This window comes from Mesorhizobium loti CJ3sym, assembly GCF_000472785.1.
GTDB classification, from domain to species: Bacteria; Pseudomonadota; Alphaproteobacteria; order Rhizobiales; family Rhizobiaceae; genus Mesorhizobium; species Mesorhizobium loti_E.
The window spans coordinates 45,806-61,843 of sequence record NZ_AXAL01000033.1 but is presented as its reverse complement, the minus strand read 5'-3'; the positions used below and the strand labels follow the sequence as shown (position 1 = coordinate 61,843).

The window sequence follows — 16,038 nt, the reverse complement described above, 5'->3', positions numbered from 1 at the left end:
TCGAGTGCCTTCGCCGAGGGTTATAGAAGCGCTCGATGTAATCGAACACATCCGCCCTGGCGTCATCCCTCGTCCTGTAGACCTTGCGCGCCGTGCGCTCGGTCTTAAGCGACGAGAAGAAGCTCTCCATCGCAGCATTATCCCAGACATTGCCCGACCTGCTCATTGAGCAGGTGATGCCGTGATCGGCCATGAGCCGCTGGAACTGCTCGCTCGTGTATTGCGATCCCTGGTCTGAGTGATGCAGCAGGCTGTCAGGCTTGCCCCTGCGCCAGATCGCCATGATCAGGGCGTCAGTGACGAGCTGCGCCGTCATCTCGGCCTTCATTGCCCAGCCGACGACACGCCGAGAGAACAGGTCGACGACAGCGGCAACGTAGAGCCAACCTTCCGCGGTCCAGATGTAGGTGAAGTCCGCGACCCACTTCTGGTTCGGCGCCGATGCCTCGAATGCGCGGTCGAGGAGATTGTCCGACACTGCGGCTCGCTGCCCGGTGTCCTTCGGCAGTCCACGGCGACGAGGCCGGGCCCGCAGACCATTCTCCCGCATCAGCCGCTCGACACGATGCAGCCCGCAGGAAAGACCCTCGGCCAGAACATCGTGCCACACACGACGCGCGCCATAGGTGCGGTCGCTGCTCTTGAAGCTTCGGTCGATGCGGGAAACGAGTATCTCGTCATGCCGGGAACGAGCGCTGGGACTGCGGTTGAGCCAGGCATGAAAGCCTGAGCGGGACACATCCAGCGCGTCGCATAGCCATGCCACCGGCCAGATGTTCCGGTGCCTCGCGATGAAAGCGAACCTCATGTCACTTCTCTCGCAAAGTAGGCTGCGGCCTTTTTTAGGATGTCGCGCTCCGCCTTGAGCTTGGCCACTTCCTTGCGCAGCCGGTCGATCTCCTGCTGCTCCGGCTTCATCTGCCCATGACCGGGGAAGGCATGCTGCGGATCAACGCTGGTCTCGCGGATCCATTTGCGCAGTACATTCTCATGGAGATCAAGATCACGGGCCGCCTGCGCCACCGCTACGCCCCGATCCTTCACTAGCCTCACTGCCTCAAGCTTGAACTCGCGGCTAAACTTCCTTCTCTGCATTTCCACTCTCCAAGTTCCGTTAAACACCTTATCTCGGTGTCCACGAAACCGGCAGCAGGCCAGGCCGCCCATCTTCAACCTTCGGTCCAAAAGATCCAAACCCGCCCCATACTAATGCGTCGACGCTGGCGGCTCAATGGCTCAAGCTCAGGAGGACTTGGACGTAGACGACGGACGGAGACAATTGCATCCTTCACCACTCCCTAGTCCAGCTTTGCTAGGGCAACGCTGACCGCAGTGAGATTGGCCTGTGTCTCACCGACGTCGATGCCGGCCGCCGCCTCCCCGGCCAGCGCGGCTTCGCAAAGCGATTTTGCCTCTGTCAGGCCGTCCCGGTCGCCCGTGCGGCTGCCCAGCCCGAGCAGAGCGTGACATAGGCTGTCCTGTATATAAGAGACATCCTTGGGTTCCGCCATTTCCTGGACGGCAAGCCCGGCCCTTAGGACCGGGATGGCTGCCTCGAACTGCGTCACGTCGTTCTCGCGCTCGCCCAGCAGCACGAGTTGATAGCCGATCGCGTTTTGCAGAGACGCCCATTGCTTCGGGTCAATGTCGCTGGTGTGAACCTGCGCCGAAGCCTGCCAGGCAGCGATCGCTGCACGCCAGTCGTTCGCACCGGTTTCTCCGCCCTGCCGCTCGCCCAGCGTAAGCAGTGCGCTTGCCAGATCTTGCTGTACGCTGGCCCAGTCCAGCGGCACGCGATCGCGGGTCTCCTCTTCTAACGCGGCGCGATAGGCGGTGACGGCAGCCTTCAGGCTGGCCGTTCCGCTTTCGCGCCTGCCCAGCAACTGGAGTGCGTTGCCGAGATTGTTCTGGGCTTTGGCCCAGTCGATCGGCACCCTCTCGCGGGTCCATTCCTCCAACGCGGCACGAAAGGCGCTGGCTGCAGCATCCAGACTATCGGTTCCGCCCTCGCGCTCGCCGAGCGCCTCCAGCGCATTGCCAAGATTGTTCTGCGACATCGCCCAGTCGAGCGGCACTCGCTCGCGCGTCCGTTCCTCGAGTGCAGCCCTGAGAGCGCTGACGGCGGCATTCAGGCTGTTGGTTCCACTCTCACGCCCGCCAAGCGCCTCAAGCGCGGTGCCGAGGTTGTTTTGCGCGCTAGCCCAGTTGAGCGGCACACGATCTCGGGTCCATTCTTCCAAGGCAGCGCGATAGGCGGTGACGGCGGCTTTTAGGCTGTCGGTTCCCGCCTCGCGTCTGCCCAGATTGACCAGCGCGTTGCCGAGGTTGTTCTGTGCCGTGGCCCAGTCGAGCGGCACTCGGTCGCGGGTCCATTCCTCCAGCGCGCTGTGAAAGGCGGCGACCGCGGCACTCAGGCTGTCGGTTCCACTCTCGCGCTGGCCCAGTGCATTGAGCGCGACGCCCAAATTGTTCTGTGCGCTGGCCCAGTCCAGCGGCACGCGGTCACGGGTCCATTCTTCCAGGGCTGCGCGATAGGCGGTGGCGGCAGCGCTCAGACTGTCGGTTCCGCCCTCGCGCTCGCCGAGCGCCTCGAAGACATTGCCGAGGTTGTTCTGCGCGCTCGCCCAGTCGAGGGGCACACGGTCGCGGGTCCATTCCTGTAGTGCGGCACGATAGGCGACGGCAGCGGCTTTGAGACTATCGGTACCGTCTTCGCGCCTGCCCAGCGGCTCAAGGGCGTTGCCGAGGCTGTTCTGCAGTCGTGCCCAAAGAAGGCGGTCGGAGGCACGCGGCAACAATTCCAGCGCGTCGCCATAGGCAGCGATCGCCTGTTTCAGGGCGTCGTTGTCGCCCTTCTGGTAGCCTTGGGCCTTAAGTGCATCCGCCTCATCTCCCTTGTATATGGCGGCCGTCGCCCGGTCCCATTTTTGGACCTGATCGAAGGCCAGCCGATAGTTCTCGGCAGCCGCCGGATAGTCCCCTTTGAGGGAATACGCCTGCGCTGTCCTGGCGATAACCGCGCCACCCTCGCGCCGTCGTTCCCCAAGATCGGCCTCGGCCTTATCAAGGCTTTTGCTGATGACGAGATATCGCGCCTTCGCCTGTTCCCAGAACGTGACACTGAGATCGAGTGCGCCCTCGTCGAGGGCCTGCTGCGCCAGGCCGGAGAGGCGAACGATTTCAGGGTCGGCGTCGGCCAGCGCCTCGTGTTCGGCCATCGCCTTCTTGATGTTGTCGGTCTGAGCCTTGAGCAGTTGGTCGAGCGCGGCGGGATCGCTCGGCACTTTCTGGCCCAACGCCTGCAGCAAACCGTAGATCGCGTCCATAGGCACGGACGCTTTGGTTGCGGCGGCTTCCACCTCGCGGCGCAGATCGTCCGGCGTGTCGGCGATGCTGAGCAGCAAGCGCCGCCTGCCTTCGCGAATGGCTTCCTGGTCCTTGTCGCCCGTAGGCGCCGGAGCACCAAAGCTTAGCACCCGCCGCAGGGACGAATTGGTCCATGGCAGCTGCCGTCCGTCTGTCTTGAGGTAGACCTCCTGCCGCACCAGCGTCATCAGTTCGTCAAACGGATAGCCGCCGGCGCCGAAATGCTTGAGCAGCGCCGCCGCATAGGGCGAGTTGCCGCCGGCCTGCCCGTCGAGCGCCGCTTCGCCGGGTGATGCGGCGAAGCCGATCACCATGCCGAGGCTGTCCTTGGACACGCCGGGCCTGGCTATCGGTGTCGCGCCGCGCATCTCGCCTAGTCCTGTGGTTGCAACGTCGATCACCTGGGCACTGCCGGGCAGCTTGATCGTCGTGCCTTCCGGGAAAGCGTTGGTGCGGCAGGCATCGAGCAGAGTAATCGTCACCGGCACCGTCCGGGCCAGCTGTTCGAGCAGGTCCTGCACCGGCACAAGGCTCTCGCCAGCCTTCTCCGGTGTCGAGATGTCGGCATCGGTCGGTACCAGATAGTCGGCGCCGCCCGCCTCGACGCCATGGCCCGAATAGTAGACCAGCGCCACATCGGCATCCTTGGCATCGCGCACGAAGCGTTGAATGTCGTTCTCGAGGTCGGCTCGATTATCGTTAAGCGCGCGATGGACATCGAAGCCGAGTTTGCCCAAGAGCTCGTCCATTGCCCTGGCATCATTCTTAGGGTTCGTCAGGTCGAGAAGAGGGTCGCTGTCATAATCGCTCTCGCCGATGACCAACGCCACACCACGAAGATCGGCGGCAAGAGCGTGTGCGGCGCCAAAAAACAGCACCGTAGCAAGAGCGGCAAGAAGCGCACGTCCGAATTGCATTGATACCCCCGCTATAGAGTAACCAAGGCCGATGCGCCTGGCAATTCATGAGAGCTGGGAAGAGTGCAACTGGCGATGCACGAGCACCGTGTCCGAACGCCTTTCGGCTTAAGGTCGATAGCTAGAAATCCTGATTTCGCCATCAGATTCAAAACCTACATCGGGCGCTGCGCGAAGACGCACCTGTTTATGCACCATTCCAGTACGATTGCTGGGTTTTTGAACAACATCAGATGGGAGATATACGAATATCTGCGTCCGGAATTTTCTCGAGCGTTCGGGCCGCTCCCCGAGCCCGGGATGGCCCGACAGCGTAACATCTGGGCTAAAATCGCCCGTTGTGACACGAGGGACCGAAGCCTAAACCTCGATGTGACGCTGGCGATAAGCCGGCTCCAGTATGTTCGGCCTGACGCGAACGTCCGCTATGCGCCTCATGTCCGCCATTCCCGCACCACCGTCCGGCTTCTAGAAGCGGACATCGCTGGTGCCGGCGCTCTGTCGACTTCGCGCCCCAAAGCGCCCATGCGTCGATGCCTGCAATCGCCGCACAATGTATTCAACGAACGCGTAGACGGCTGGATTATACCCGACAAATCTTGATAGGCTGTCGGTCTGGAGATCGCGCGATGAACGAGGTCGAAAAGCTGGCGGTCGAGGTTGTCGCGACCGGCCTCGGCTGGCCCGAAGGCCCGACGGTGCTCCCTGATGGGCGCGTTGTCATCGTCGAAAGCTATCGCAGCCAGCTGACCGCCATCCACCCTGACGGAACTGCTCGGCGGTTCGCCTATGTCGCGGGAGCGCCGAATGCCTGCGTTCTCGGATCGGATGGCCTGCTCTATGTCTGCCAGAACGGCGGCACGACCGGGCCTTGGCGGGCCGCGGAGATGACAAAGCCGTCGATCCAGCGTGTTGCCGAAGGCGGCAAGCCGGAAATTCTGCTGACCGAGGTTTCGGGCATTCGGCTCAACGGTCCAAACGATCTCGTCTTTGCTGCTGATGGCCGGCTTATCTTCAGCGATCCAGGTACATACAACCCTGGGAATCCGGACCCCAGCTACATCTTTGCCGTCAATCCGGATGGCAGTGCGTACCTTGCTCTCGGCTTCGACGAGCCGACCTTCCCGAACGGAGTGGCGGTCGAAGCCGACGGCTCGATCGTCTGGGGTGAGTCCTACACCGGGCGCGTCAAACGGCAGCGTCCGGATGGTAGCGTCGAGGACCTTGGCCGCTTGCCTGGGGACAATCCGATCCCGGACGGGCTGAAGGTCGGCGCGGACGGCCGCCTTTATGTCACGGATATTGCCGCCAACGGCATTCATGTGCTGAAGCCCGACGGCACAGCGGAAGGTTTCTTCATCTGCGGCAAGGCAACGACCAACTGCGTCTTCTCGGGCGAGATGCTTTGGGTGACAAATGCCGGCGTGCTGGCGAGTGGCAGCGACCCCTCCTTCGAGGGAACGCTCTGCCGCATGCGTGTTCCGGGAGGCGGCGGACCAACGCATTACGGTACCATCGGCGGTAAGAAACCGTGAGTAGCTCCTCGACTGTCTCGAACACAGGCGCTCGGGTCAACGGCGGTGCCGCCGCCGCCGCGACGTTTTCTTCGCCGGCAGCGCTGAAGCGCCTGTACAGCGTGAGCGCGGTGCGCGACGCCGCGCGGCGGACTTTGCCGCGCCCGGTGTTCGATTTCGCTGACGGCGGCGCCGAGGATGAGCGAACGCTGCGCCGAAACGAGCAGGCTTTCAACGAGGTTGCTCTTCTGCCGCGACCACTCAACGGGGCAGCGATACGGGATCTCTCGCTCGAGCTGTTCGGAGCGAAACTTGCCATGCCGGTCGGCGTCGCGCCAACCGGCCTTGCGGGTCTGTTCTGGCCTGATGGCGAGTGCGCGGCGGCACGAGCCGCCGCCGCCGCCGGCACGTTCTACTGCGCCAGCCACGGATCGGTTTGCACGCTGGAGGACATAGCAGCCACCGGTGCCGGCCCGCGGTGGATGCAGGTGTTCGTCTATACCGATCGCGGCTTCACCCGAGAAATGGTGGATCGAGCAAGTGCCTCAGGGTACGGTGCGCTGGTGCTCACCATCGACAATCAGATGCTTGGCCACCGGGAACGCGACATCCGCAACGGTTTTGCCATCCCGCCGCGCTTCGGCGTGGCCGGGACACTCGCGGCCGCCACCAAGGCGGCGTGGTTGCTGCGTATGCGCACCCGGCTGCCGAAACTGACGTTCGGCAACTACGTGCGTCCCGGCGAGACGGCGACGGTCGGCGCGCTGGCGGGCCGCATGGCCGCACTGCTCGACCCCGGGCTCTCCTGGGCCGACGTCGACTGGCTGCGTACCGTTTGGCCCGGACCGTTGTTGCTGAAGGGCATCCTGCATCCCGGCGAAGCCGCCGAGGCCGTGGCGCGCGGCATCGACGGCGTCATCGTGTCCAATCACGGCGGACGCCAGCTCGACGGCGCCGCCGCGTCGCTGGACGCGCTGCCGGCAGTTGTCGCGGCTGTCGCCGGCCGCATACCTGTACTGATTGACGGCGGCATCAGGCGGGGCTCCGACGTTGTAAAGGCGCTGGCGCTCGGCGCCTCCTGCTGTCTGATCGGCCGCCCGCAACTATGGGGGCTGGCGGTCGCTGGTGAGGACGGGGTGCGACATGTGCTCGAACTCTATCGCAAGGAGATCGATCGGGTCATGGCGCTAATGGGGGCGCGGAGCCTGCGCGACCTCGGGCCGGACTGTCTTTCGTTCATTCAGGCAACGAGGCCGCCACATGATTGAAGACCCGCCACTGCTCACCATCAAGCGCCGTTTCGAACGGCCTTCAGCAGAAATCATCAGTGCCTTCTCGGGCGTGCCCGTTAGCCAGCTCGTAGACGCCATGGGCGGGCGCGGGGCCTTGCACCATGCAATCAAGCCGCTATCGCCAAGTAGTTCTGTCCTGGTCGGCGTCGCCTTGACCTGTTACTGCGGCCCCGCCGACAATCTCGCGGTGTTTGGGGCGCTGGATGCCGCCTTAAGTGGTGATGTCATCGTTGCGGCCACCGACAGCTTTGCCGGGGCGGCGGTCACCGGGGATCTCGTGCTTGGCATGGCGCGCAATAAGGGGGTCGCCGGCTTCATCACGGACGGCCTCGTGCGCGATGTTATCGGGATCGAGGCGGTCGGGTTGCCGGTTTACTGTGCCGGGGTCATCGCGAACTCGCCGGCGCGCAATGGTCCAGGCACAGTCGGATTTCCGGTGGTGCTAGGAGGCGTGACTATCTCGCCGGGAGACATACTGGTAGGCGACCGCGATGGCGTCGCCGTGGTGCCCCGCCTGGAGGCTGAGACGGTGCTGGCGCGGCTCGCCGTCGTCAGGGCGGCCGAGCAGGATCTTGATGCCAAGGTGGGCCAAGGTCTGGAAATGCCCGAGTTCGCCAACGTCGTCCTCAAGTCTGACAGGACGCGCTTCGTTGACTGAAATGGGGTTGCCGAATTGCAAAAGAGATTTGAGGACAACATCATAGCCGATGAGGTGACGCCGACTGCCAGCGCGCGGAGGGCTCAGCCCAACAAGATGTAATCTACGCGGCGCGCCGTTGGGGCAAATGGAGGCCCGAGCGGGCCCGACGAGGGTCGACGGCAGTCACGATGCTGTGGTGGTGATCGCAGTAGACGCGATCAGGCGAAGTTGGCCCGGCACAAAAACGGTAGCCGCCAGGTACTGACGGGTCTTCGCTCACCGGGAAGCGGCACTGATATACGCCGAGCTGAATGAGGGGGACGTCTCTCGACGTTAGTCTGATATTTTCAGGCATGATGGTTTCCAGGTTCCTTTAGTTCATAGCCATTGCTGGCTGACGACCGCAGTGCGACCGCGCCTGGGCGAGCTTCTCTCGTTTTGGAGGGCTTTGGATCACCAAATGGTGCTTGTCGCGCTGTCAATGAAGCCCGACGCCCCATTTCTGAAGCCCGTAGTTTGCGACTTAAGGCCACACCTGCGAGGCTAAGAAAACACAGGCAAAGTGCCATCGTAGGACGCTCGACCGGGGTTTGTCCTTGGCGGAGTTATAGTGGCTTTGTGCGCGCCGCCGTTCACGTTCAGGACCCTGATTGCCGCCGCTCTCGCCCAAAACCCAAACCGCTCCGAAAGACGGAGTTCGACCCAACGGTGACCTTTTCATTGTCGCGTTGCGAAGGCAGCAATGCGCCTAATCTCGGCCAAAGAGTTGAGTTTTGCAGTTGCCCGAAAGCAAACATTTTGGGCTCCTTGGGGTGTCTCGGTTACGCTAAGTCGATGCTGGTTCTCCGTACGAGTGGATCTAGGTACGGAACTCGGTGGCGCTGTCATCTTGGGGATTGACCGAATGCGCACGCGACCGTCCAAGATGCAAATTTGAATGACCCACCGCAATGGTCCGTCTAATCCAGCACGAGGGTTATCCCTTTGTGTTGACCGCCCTTATGCTCGGCCAGGCCGCGAGCAAATCGCGGGTATAGACCTCTTGGGGTGATCCGAATAACGATCCAACCTCACCGCCTTCGATCACATTGCCCGCGCGCATGACGACGGCATTTTCTGCAATCAGCCGCATGATCGCCAGATTGTGGCTGATCACCACCAGCGTGATGTTTTGCGACCGCCTGATGTCCTGCAACAGGTTGAGTAGGTCGCCCTGTACGGAGACATCAAGACCTGCGGTGGGTTCATCGGCGATCAGGATCGACGGCTTCATCAGCAGCGCCCGGGCGATCGCCACGCGCCGCGCCTGGCCGCCACTGATCTCGTGCGGATATTTGTCGATGACACCAGGCGGCAGGCTGAGGCGGCCCAGGATGACGGCGAGCCGCTCATGCGTTGCCGCATGCGGCTCGCGCAGCACCGTGCCGACCTCGTTCATCAGCGTGCGGATGCGGCTGCGCGGCGACAGCGAGGCGGCCGGATCCTGGAAGATCGGCTGGATGAAACTGGCGCGTTCCCTCAGCGCCGCGCGGCCGTGAACCAGCGGCTTGCCGAGGATGCGGATTTCGCCCTGGTCGAGTTTTTGCAGGCCGAGCACGGCGCGCATCAGCGTCGTCTTGCCGGAACCAGATTCGCCGACAATGCCAAAGCATGTGCCTTGCGGAATGGTGAGCGACACGCCGTCGAGCGCGGCGGTCTCGCCGAAGCGCAATTGTGCATTGCTGATCGCGATCGCGTCGGTCATGGCGTCGCCAGCCGCAGGCAGCGGGCGCTGTGTCCGGCGTCATCACCGACGGGATAATCGCCGGGATTGACGACCGCACACTCCGCGAAGGAGACATCGCAGCGCCCGTTGAAGATGCAGCCGGGTGGCCGCCGGCGCGGGTCGGGCAGATCGCCTGATATCACCGTGAAGCTGTTCTGCGAGGCATCGGCATGGCGCTCGCGATCGATCGGCACCTCGCAGTCGAACAGCATGCGCGTATAGGGATGGCCGGGCTGGCGCTGCACCGCTTTCACCGTGCCGCTTTCCAGCTTCTCGCCGGCATAGAGCACGGAAATCGCGTCGCAATATTCGGTGACGAGGCCAAGGCTGTGGGTGATCAACAGCACCGCGCAGCCGACGCGGTCGCGCAGGCCGATGATCTCGCGCATGATCTGCGCCTCGACGGTGACGTCGAGCGCCGTGGTCGGCTCGTCGGCGATCAGCAACGCCGGTTCCGAGAGCAGCGCCATGGCGATCACCACGCGCTGGCGCATGCCGCCGGAAAGCTCATGCGGATACTGGTTCATGCGCCGCGCCGGGTTGCTGAGCTTGACCTTGGCCAGCGCGTCTTCAGCCATCGCGACGCGAGTCTTGCGGTCGCTGCCGGGGGCACGCCGGCGCAGCACTTCGCCAAGCTGCGTGCCGATGGTGAACACCGGATTGAGCGACAGCATCGGGTCCTGAAAAATCATCGCCATGCCACGACCGCGCAAGGCAGCCGTTGCGTTGCGCTTGGTCAGGTCGAAATTCTTGCCGTCGATTGTCGCCGTGCCTAAGGTCACTCGGGCATTGTTGGCAAGCAGGCCCATCAGCGCGAAGGCGACAGTGGATTTGCCGCTGCCGGACTCGCCGACCAGCCCCAGCATTTCGCCTTTCTTTATGTCGAGCGACACACCACGCAGCGCATGCGCGGTGCCTTGCTGTAAGCTGTAGTCGACCGACAAATCGCGCAGCGAAATCGCCATCAACGTGCTCCCGTCGATTTGGGATCGATGACGCGCCGCAGCGCTTCGCCGAGCAGCGTCGCGCCGAGCGTGGCGATGGCCAGAACCAGGGCGGCTGCAACTGTCGGCCACCATGACTGGTTGATCGAGACGAAGCCGTCCTTGATCAGCGTGCCAAGCGAGGAATTTGGCGGCTGCACGCCAAAGCCGAGGAAGGACAGCGACGCCTCGAAGGCGATCACCACCGGCAGGTTCATGCTGGCCAGCACGATGATCGGCCCGGCGACATTGGGCAGGTAGTGCCTGACCACGATGGTGACGGGATGGACCGCCAGCATCCGCTCTGCCTCGATGAAGGAGAGATTGCGCAGCGTCTGCGCCCGCGCCCGCGCCATGCGGCCGAACTGCGGAATGAAGACGACGGTAACCAGCAGCACGAAGGTGGCCGAGCCCTTGCCGTAGAGCGCGATCAGCGCGAAGGCCAGGATCAGCGGTGGAAAGGCGTTGACGATGTCGAAGACAGCCGTCACCGCCCTGTCGACCCAGCCACCGGCAATGCCGGCGACAATGCCGATCAGCGAACCGATGATGGACGAGATCACGACGATCATCACCGCAAGCGTCAGCGCATAGCGCGTCCCGACCGACGTGCGCGCCGCAAGGTCGCGGCCGAGATTGTCGGTGCCCAGAAGATGCGCCAACTCCGGTGCGGCGAAGCGGGCTTTGATGTCGATGGCGTTGGGGTCGGGGCCGACCAGCGGCCCGATCAGGGCGAACACCAGAATGGCGAGCGTAAACGCCAGCCCGAGCCACCCGTCGCGCTCCGAACCGATGCGTTTGAGCGTCGCGAAAAAGCCGCTCATCCGCGGCCCGCCGCGATACGGGGGTCGAGCAATGCGTTGATCATGTCAACCACGAGGTTGGCGACGATGTAGAAGGCGACAATGAACACCACGCAGGCCTGCACCACGGGGTAATTGCGCTGCGCGATCGAATTGAAGATCAGGCTGCCGATGCCGGAGCGGGCGAAGATGATCTCGACGACGACGGAACTGCCGATCAGGTCGCCGAGCCCGATGCCGAGGATCGACACGACCGGTACCAGCGCAAGCTTCAGCGCATAGAGGCCGACAATGCGGTATTCCGAGACGCCATAGGCGCGCAGCGTGCGCACATGCAGCTCCGCCAGCGTGTCCAGCAATGCGGCGCGGATCAGCCGCGAGATGTAGCCGACCCAGCCCAGCGCCAGCGCCACCGAGGGCAGGATCAGATGCCGCAGCCGGTCGACGCTGTCGCCGGGCGCGCCGGCGCCCGCCACCGGCAGCCAGTGCAGGCCGATGGCGAAGATCAGGAACAGGATTACCGATACCACCAGCGTCGGCGTGGTGATGAAGGAGATCGACAGCAGCGCCAGCCCGCTGTCCAGCCACGAGCCCGGCTTCAGCGCGGCAATGACGCCAATGGGTATGCCGACCAGCAGCGCCAGAGCCAGCGCGCTGAAAGCCAATGCCAACGTGTTGGGGATGACCTCCAGCACGATGTCGAGGATCGGCCGGTGCGACACGACATCCTCGCCAAAATTGCCGGTCGCGGCATGGCTGGCGAACAGCCAGAGCTGTGCGAGCATGCCGCGGTCGAGACCCATGTCATGAATGATCTGCGCACGCAGCTCCGGCGTTGCCCTGGGACCCAGCATCACCGAGGCGAAGTCGCCCGGCACCAGCCGCACCATCAGGAACAGAAGCAGCGTGGCGCCGGCAATGGTCAGCACCACCGAGGCTAGGCGGCTGGCGATGAAGGCGGCGATGCGTCGCGCTCTGGTCATGGACGCAGCAAGTCCGGTTCGTCGAGGTTGGTCAATGGCTTCAACCTAACTGGAGATGGGCCAATGGTGGAGGCTGGCGCTGCCCCTCATTTGGCTGCCGCCTTCTCTCTCCCCGTTTACGGGGAGAGAGAAGCCGGCAAGACCGTGAGGGGCGCCGACGTTTCGTCCCCTACCCTTACGCCTTGTCAAAAAACTCGAACTGCCAGTCCTTACCGTTGGGCAGGAACACCGGCTTCAGCCAGGCCGCGTCGACGAAGAAGTTGCGGCCATGCGTGATCCAGATGCAGGAAGCCGATTCATCGAGCAGTTTCTGCATCTTGATGTAGATGTCCTCGCGCTTGGCCTTGTCCAGCGTCTCCAGCCCTTCTTGGTGCAGCTTGTCGAATTCGGGGCTGTTCCAGCGCTGCCAGTTCCAGAGGCCGATCTGGCTGGCGAGGAACCACTGCGTCTGGAAGCTCGGGTCGAACTTCGACGTATAGGGGATCAGCGTCAGTTCGAGATCCTTGCTGGCATCGCCGGCGCCGAGCGCCCAGTAGGCGCCGGAATCCATGGCATTGATGGTGAGCGTGATGCCGACTTCGGCAAGGTTGGCCTGCGCGATTTGGGCCACGGCCAGCGACGTCGCGTCGTTCATGCAGGTGAAGGTGAAGGTCAGGTTGGACTTGCCGGCCTCGCTCAAGAGCTGCTGCGCCTTGGCGACATCCCTTGTGTAGAGGGGCGCGTCGGCCCAGTTGCCGAGCAGGCCTGGCGCCAGCAGCGTCTTGGCGCGTGAGGTGGCGCCGGAATAGGCGCCCTGGATGATGGCGTCGACATCGATCGCGTAGCGGATCGCCTGGCGCACTTTGAGGTCGGCGAGATCGCCTTTCACCACATTGATGCCGATCCAGGTGTAGTCGATGCCGGGAATGTCGATCACCTTGGTGTCCGGCAAGCCCTTCGCGGCTGCGAGCTGGTCGCCATCGAAAGCGGTGAAGTCAAGTTCTTTCGCCTGGTACGACAGGAAGGCGGTCTTGTGCTCAGGGATGATCTTGCCGGTGATCTCCTCGAAATGCGCCTTGTAAGGTCCCTTGTAGTCGGGATTGGCGGCGAGCACGAACTGCTCCTTCGGCCGCCATTCCTTGAGCACCATCGGACCCGAACCGACCAGCGTCGTGGCGATCTTGTCGCCCAGCGCTTCGGTCGCCTTCTTCGACAGGATCGCGCCCGAGGCATCGCAGATGCCGATCAGCCAAAGTGCTGCCGACGGATGCTTGAGGATCAGCTTGCCGGTGTATTTGCCGGTGACCTCGACCGATTTCAGCGCTTCCAGATCGTCGGCATAGGCGAGCTTCTTGCCGTTCTTGTCGCCGTTGATGTAGCGGTCATAGGTGAACTTGACGTCGTCGGCCGTCATCTCGCCATAACCGCCGGTGAACATCTGGCCGGGGTTGAGCTCGAAATCGAATTCGGTGTCGGAAATCTGCTTGATCTCCTTAGCCGCGTCGTTGATCCAGCTGGTCTTGCCCGGCTCGAAGCGCACCAGCGTCTGGCACACCGCGCGAATGATGTTGCCCTCGGTGGTGCCGACACGGTTGCCCGGATCGAGATTGCCGATATCGGCATCGAGCGCGATGATCGGGTTGGTTCGGTCGGCGGCAAAGGCAAAGCGCGAGTAAGGCAGGATCGCCAAGGCCGAAGAGCCGGCAAGGAAAGTTCTGCGGTCGAGTTTCATGCGCATTTTGTTCCCTTTTTTGGTTGGTTATCTCATCGATTACTTGCAGTCGCGTGGAATGACCTCGTCGTAAGTCCTCTCGGCAAAGATCGTTCCGCGCTCGTAAGCCTTGACCCAGCCGCTTGCGTAGAAATTGTCGCGGTCGCAGCTGAAGCTGATTTCGCAATCGACCCGCGCGTTCCAGTCCGGCCGCGTCAACTCCTCATGGCAGGTCACCGTCGTGGCGCAGCTGGCCGGGTCGTTGTCCGAGATGCCGTAGACCTTGCGGCGCCAGGAGGTGATCTCGGTGCCGGTCTCCTCGAACACGAAACGGCCGTCATCCGACAGCGCCGTCAGCTCGGTGCGTTCGGTCGGCAGGTCCGTGGTCAGCGAGCGCAGCTGGCGCGCCGGCTCCTTGACCGTCACCGGGCGGGGTTCGGCCCACAGCGCCTCCTCGAAAGCGACCGGTGCAAGCCCCTCCTCGCTGGCCAGGACCGCGAGATCGAGCCGGCAGCCCGTGGGGTCGAAGGTCAGCATGGTGCGCTCCGGCGACGGCCACGCCATAGGCCAGTAGGACGAGGAAATCGCCACGCGCAGCCGATGTCCCCTGGGGATGATTTGCGCCACCGGCTTGAAGTCGAGCTCGACATTCTCGAACTGGCCCGGCGTTAGCGGCTCGGGAAATTCATGGCTTTCGCGATGCGCCAAATTGAGCAGCGCGAAGGTGATGAAAGCCGACGTGCCGTCGGGCGCCACATCGGTCAGCCGCACGCAAAGCTGCGCCTGCGGCTTGTCGGCCGCGACACGCAGCCTGATCTTCGAGATGCCGGCCAGCGGCAGGTCGGCGTCCATAACGGCGCTCTCAAAACACAGCGAGCCGCCATCGTCTGCACGTTGGTCGCGCGCGCCCTCGGCCGAGATGCGGCCCTGGCCATAGGGGCACCACTCCTGCCCCTGCACGCCTGTGGTGAGCGGCGAGGAAATCGTCGACCTTGCCTCGCCGGCTGCCTGTATTTCGCCAAGCTTGCCATCACCGTTCAGCCACAAGGTCTTGCCGCCGATCTGGCTGGCCGGCCATTGCGGCAAGCCGAGCCAGCGGCCCGGCCTGACATCGATATGCGAATGCGGCCGGGCATAGTCCATCAGATAGAGGCGCATGTCCGGTTCCTGGTCGGCGCCATTATCGATGCCCTTCAGCCAGTGATCGTACCAGCGGATGCATTCCTGCAGATAGCCCATTGCCGGGCCGGGCACGCCATAGTTCGGCTCCTTGTGGCCCCATGGCCCGCAAATGCCCTTGGCGGATCCCCTGAGGTTCTTGACCAGGCTGAAGATGGTCTGCGTATAGCCGTCGAGATAGCCGCCCACCGCCAGCACCGCGCATTCGATGGCCGAGAAATCCTCGCAGACCGAACCCTGTTTCCAGAACGCGTCGCGGCGCTGGTGCTTCAGCCATTCGGCGGCGTGGTTCTTGTGGTCGTCGAGCCGGTCCTTCCACATCTGCCGCCAGCGGTCCTCGCCGACCACGGCCGGGTCCGGCGGCAGCGCGGAATAGCCGAACAGCGCCCCGCCCCAGCCGAAATTGTCGTTGATGACCAGGCCGCCATTGTAATGCGCGTCGCAGGCATAGCGGTCGTCGGTCGAGCACGAGGTGACGATCGCCTTCAGTTGAGGCGGCCGGCGCGCCGCGACCTGCAGGCCGGAGAACCCGCCCCAGCTGTTGCCGATCATGCCGGCGACACCCGTGCACCATGGCTGCGAACAGAGATGGTCGAGAATTTCAAGCGCATCGTCCTGCTCGCGCTTGACATATTCATCGTCGAGCAGGCCCTCGGAATCGCCGCATCCGGCAATATCGACGCGGGCGCAGGCATAGGCATGGCCGGCAAAGAACAGATGCATCTCCTCGTCACCGGTGCGCGTGCCGTCGCGGCGGCGATACGGTATGTATTCGAGGATCAACGGGACGGGGTTTGCCTCGGCGTCTTCAGGCAGGAACAGGCGGGCAGCCAGCCTACGGCCGTCTCCCATTGGAATCCAATGGGTTTCGACCGTTCTGACCCCTAAAATGACGACGCTGGGCAT

The 16,038-nt window shown here is 63.4% G+C and carries 12 protein-coding genes; 3 read left to right on the top strand and 9 right to left on the bottom strand.

All coding sequences use genetic code 11. From position 1 onward, the window contains the following. Both A3A9_RS0132080 and A3A9_RS39970 read right to left on the bottom strand, forming a co-directional pair. A protein-coding gene (locus A3A9_RS0132080; RefSeq protein WP_152536079.1) for an IS3 family transposase occupies window positions 1-1,095 on the bottom strand; the annotation gives its coding sequence in 2 pieces (ribosomal slippage) (window positions 1-846 and window positions 846-1,095; 1,096 coding nt annotated over the 2 pieces). This gene is flagged as partial in the annotation. A gap of 203 nt (window positions 1,096-1,298) precedes the next feature. Beyond that, on the bottom strand, window positions 1,299-4,283 hold the full coding sequence (locus tag A3A9_RS39970) for a caspase family protein (protein WP_051371331.1): 2,985 nt from the start codon (window positions 4,281-4,283) through the stop codon (window positions 1,299-1,301). 629 nt (window positions 4,284-4,912) lie between these two features. On the opposite strand from A3A9_RS39970, the gene A3A9_RS41965 reads away from it, so the two are divergent. From A3A9_RS41965 to A3A9_RS0132050, 3 genes are read left to right on the top strand one after another with little or no spacing between them, the layout of a single operon-like run. Then, window positions 4,913-5,818, top strand: coding sequence for an SMP-30/gluconolactonase/LRE family protein (locus A3A9_RS41965; RefSeq protein WP_051371329.1), 906 nt, complete (start codon window positions 4,913-4,915; stop codon window positions 5,816-5,818). Continuing rightward, the gene (locus A3A9_RS39960; protein WP_051371327.1) at window positions 5,815-7,065 is read left to right on the top strand and encodes an alpha-hydroxy acid oxidase; all 1,251 of its coding nucleotides are present in this window, start codon (window positions 5,815-5,817) and stop codon (window positions 7,063-7,065) included. Before A3A9_RS41965 ends, A3A9_RS39960 begins: the two co-directional genes overlap by 4 nt. Continuing rightward, entirely contained in the window at window positions 7,058-7,747 is a 690-nt protein-coding gene (locus A3A9_RS0132050; RefSeq protein ID WP_027062266.1) for an RraA family protein, read from the top strand. Before A3A9_RS39960 ends, A3A9_RS0132050 begins: the two co-directional genes overlap by 8 nt. 103 nt (window positions 7,748-7,850) lie before the next feature. Here A3A9_RS0132050 and A3A9_RS46575 read toward each other — a convergent pair whose 3' ends face one another. From A3A9_RS46575 to A3A9_RS0132020, 7 genes are all read right to left on the bottom strand, one after another. Then, window positions 7,851-8,084, bottom strand: coding sequence for a GcrA family cell cycle regulator (locus A3A9_RS46575; protein WP_152536220.1), 234 nt, complete (start codon window positions 8,082-8,084; stop codon window positions 7,851-7,853). A 621-nt stretch (window positions 8,085-8,705) separates the two neighbouring features. After that, on the bottom strand, window positions 8,706-9,473 hold the full coding sequence (locus A3A9_RS39955; protein ID WP_051371326.1) for an ABC transporter ATP-binding protein: 768 nt from the start codon (window positions 9,471-9,473) through the stop codon (window positions 8,706-8,708). Beyond that, the gene (locus A3A9_RS0132040) at window positions 9,470-10,459 is read right to left on the bottom strand and encodes an ABC transporter ATP-binding protein (protein WP_033838933.1); all 990 of its coding nucleotides are present in this window, start codon (window positions 10,457-10,459) and stop codon (window positions 9,470-9,472) included. Before A3A9_RS0132040 ends, A3A9_RS39955 begins: the two co-directional genes overlap by 4 nt. Next, window positions 10,459-11,301, bottom strand: a complete 843-nt coding sequence (locus A3A9_RS39950; protein ID WP_033838931.1) for an ABC transporter permease — start codon at window positions 11,299-11,301, stop codon at window positions 10,459-10,461. Before A3A9_RS39950 ends, A3A9_RS0132040 begins: the two co-directional genes overlap by 1 nt. Beyond that, a complete protein-coding gene (locus A3A9_RS0132030; RefSeq protein ID WP_051371325.1) occupies window positions 11,298-12,263 on the bottom strand; it encodes an ABC transporter permease in 966 nt (321 codons plus the stop codon). The genes A3A9_RS39950 and A3A9_RS0132030 overlap by 4 nt, the downstream gene beginning before the upstream one ends. A gap of 175 nt (window positions 12,264-12,438) precedes the next feature. Continuing rightward, the gene (locus A3A9_RS0132025) at window positions 12,439-13,980 is read right to left on the bottom strand and encodes an ABC transporter substrate-binding protein (RefSeq protein ID WP_027062263.1); all 1,542 of its coding nucleotides are present in this window, start codon (window positions 13,978-13,980) and stop codon (window positions 12,439-12,441) included. 33 nt (window positions 13,981-14,013) lie between these two features. After that, window positions 14,014-15,984 carry a CocE/NonD family hydrolase gene (locus tag A3A9_RS0132020; RefSeq protein WP_051371324.1) on the bottom strand — a complete coding sequence of 657 codons (1,971 nt, stop codon included), beginning with the start codon at window positions 15,982-15,984 and terminating at the stop codon, window positions 14,014-14,016. Window positions 15,985-16,038: the final 54 nt, after the last annotated feature.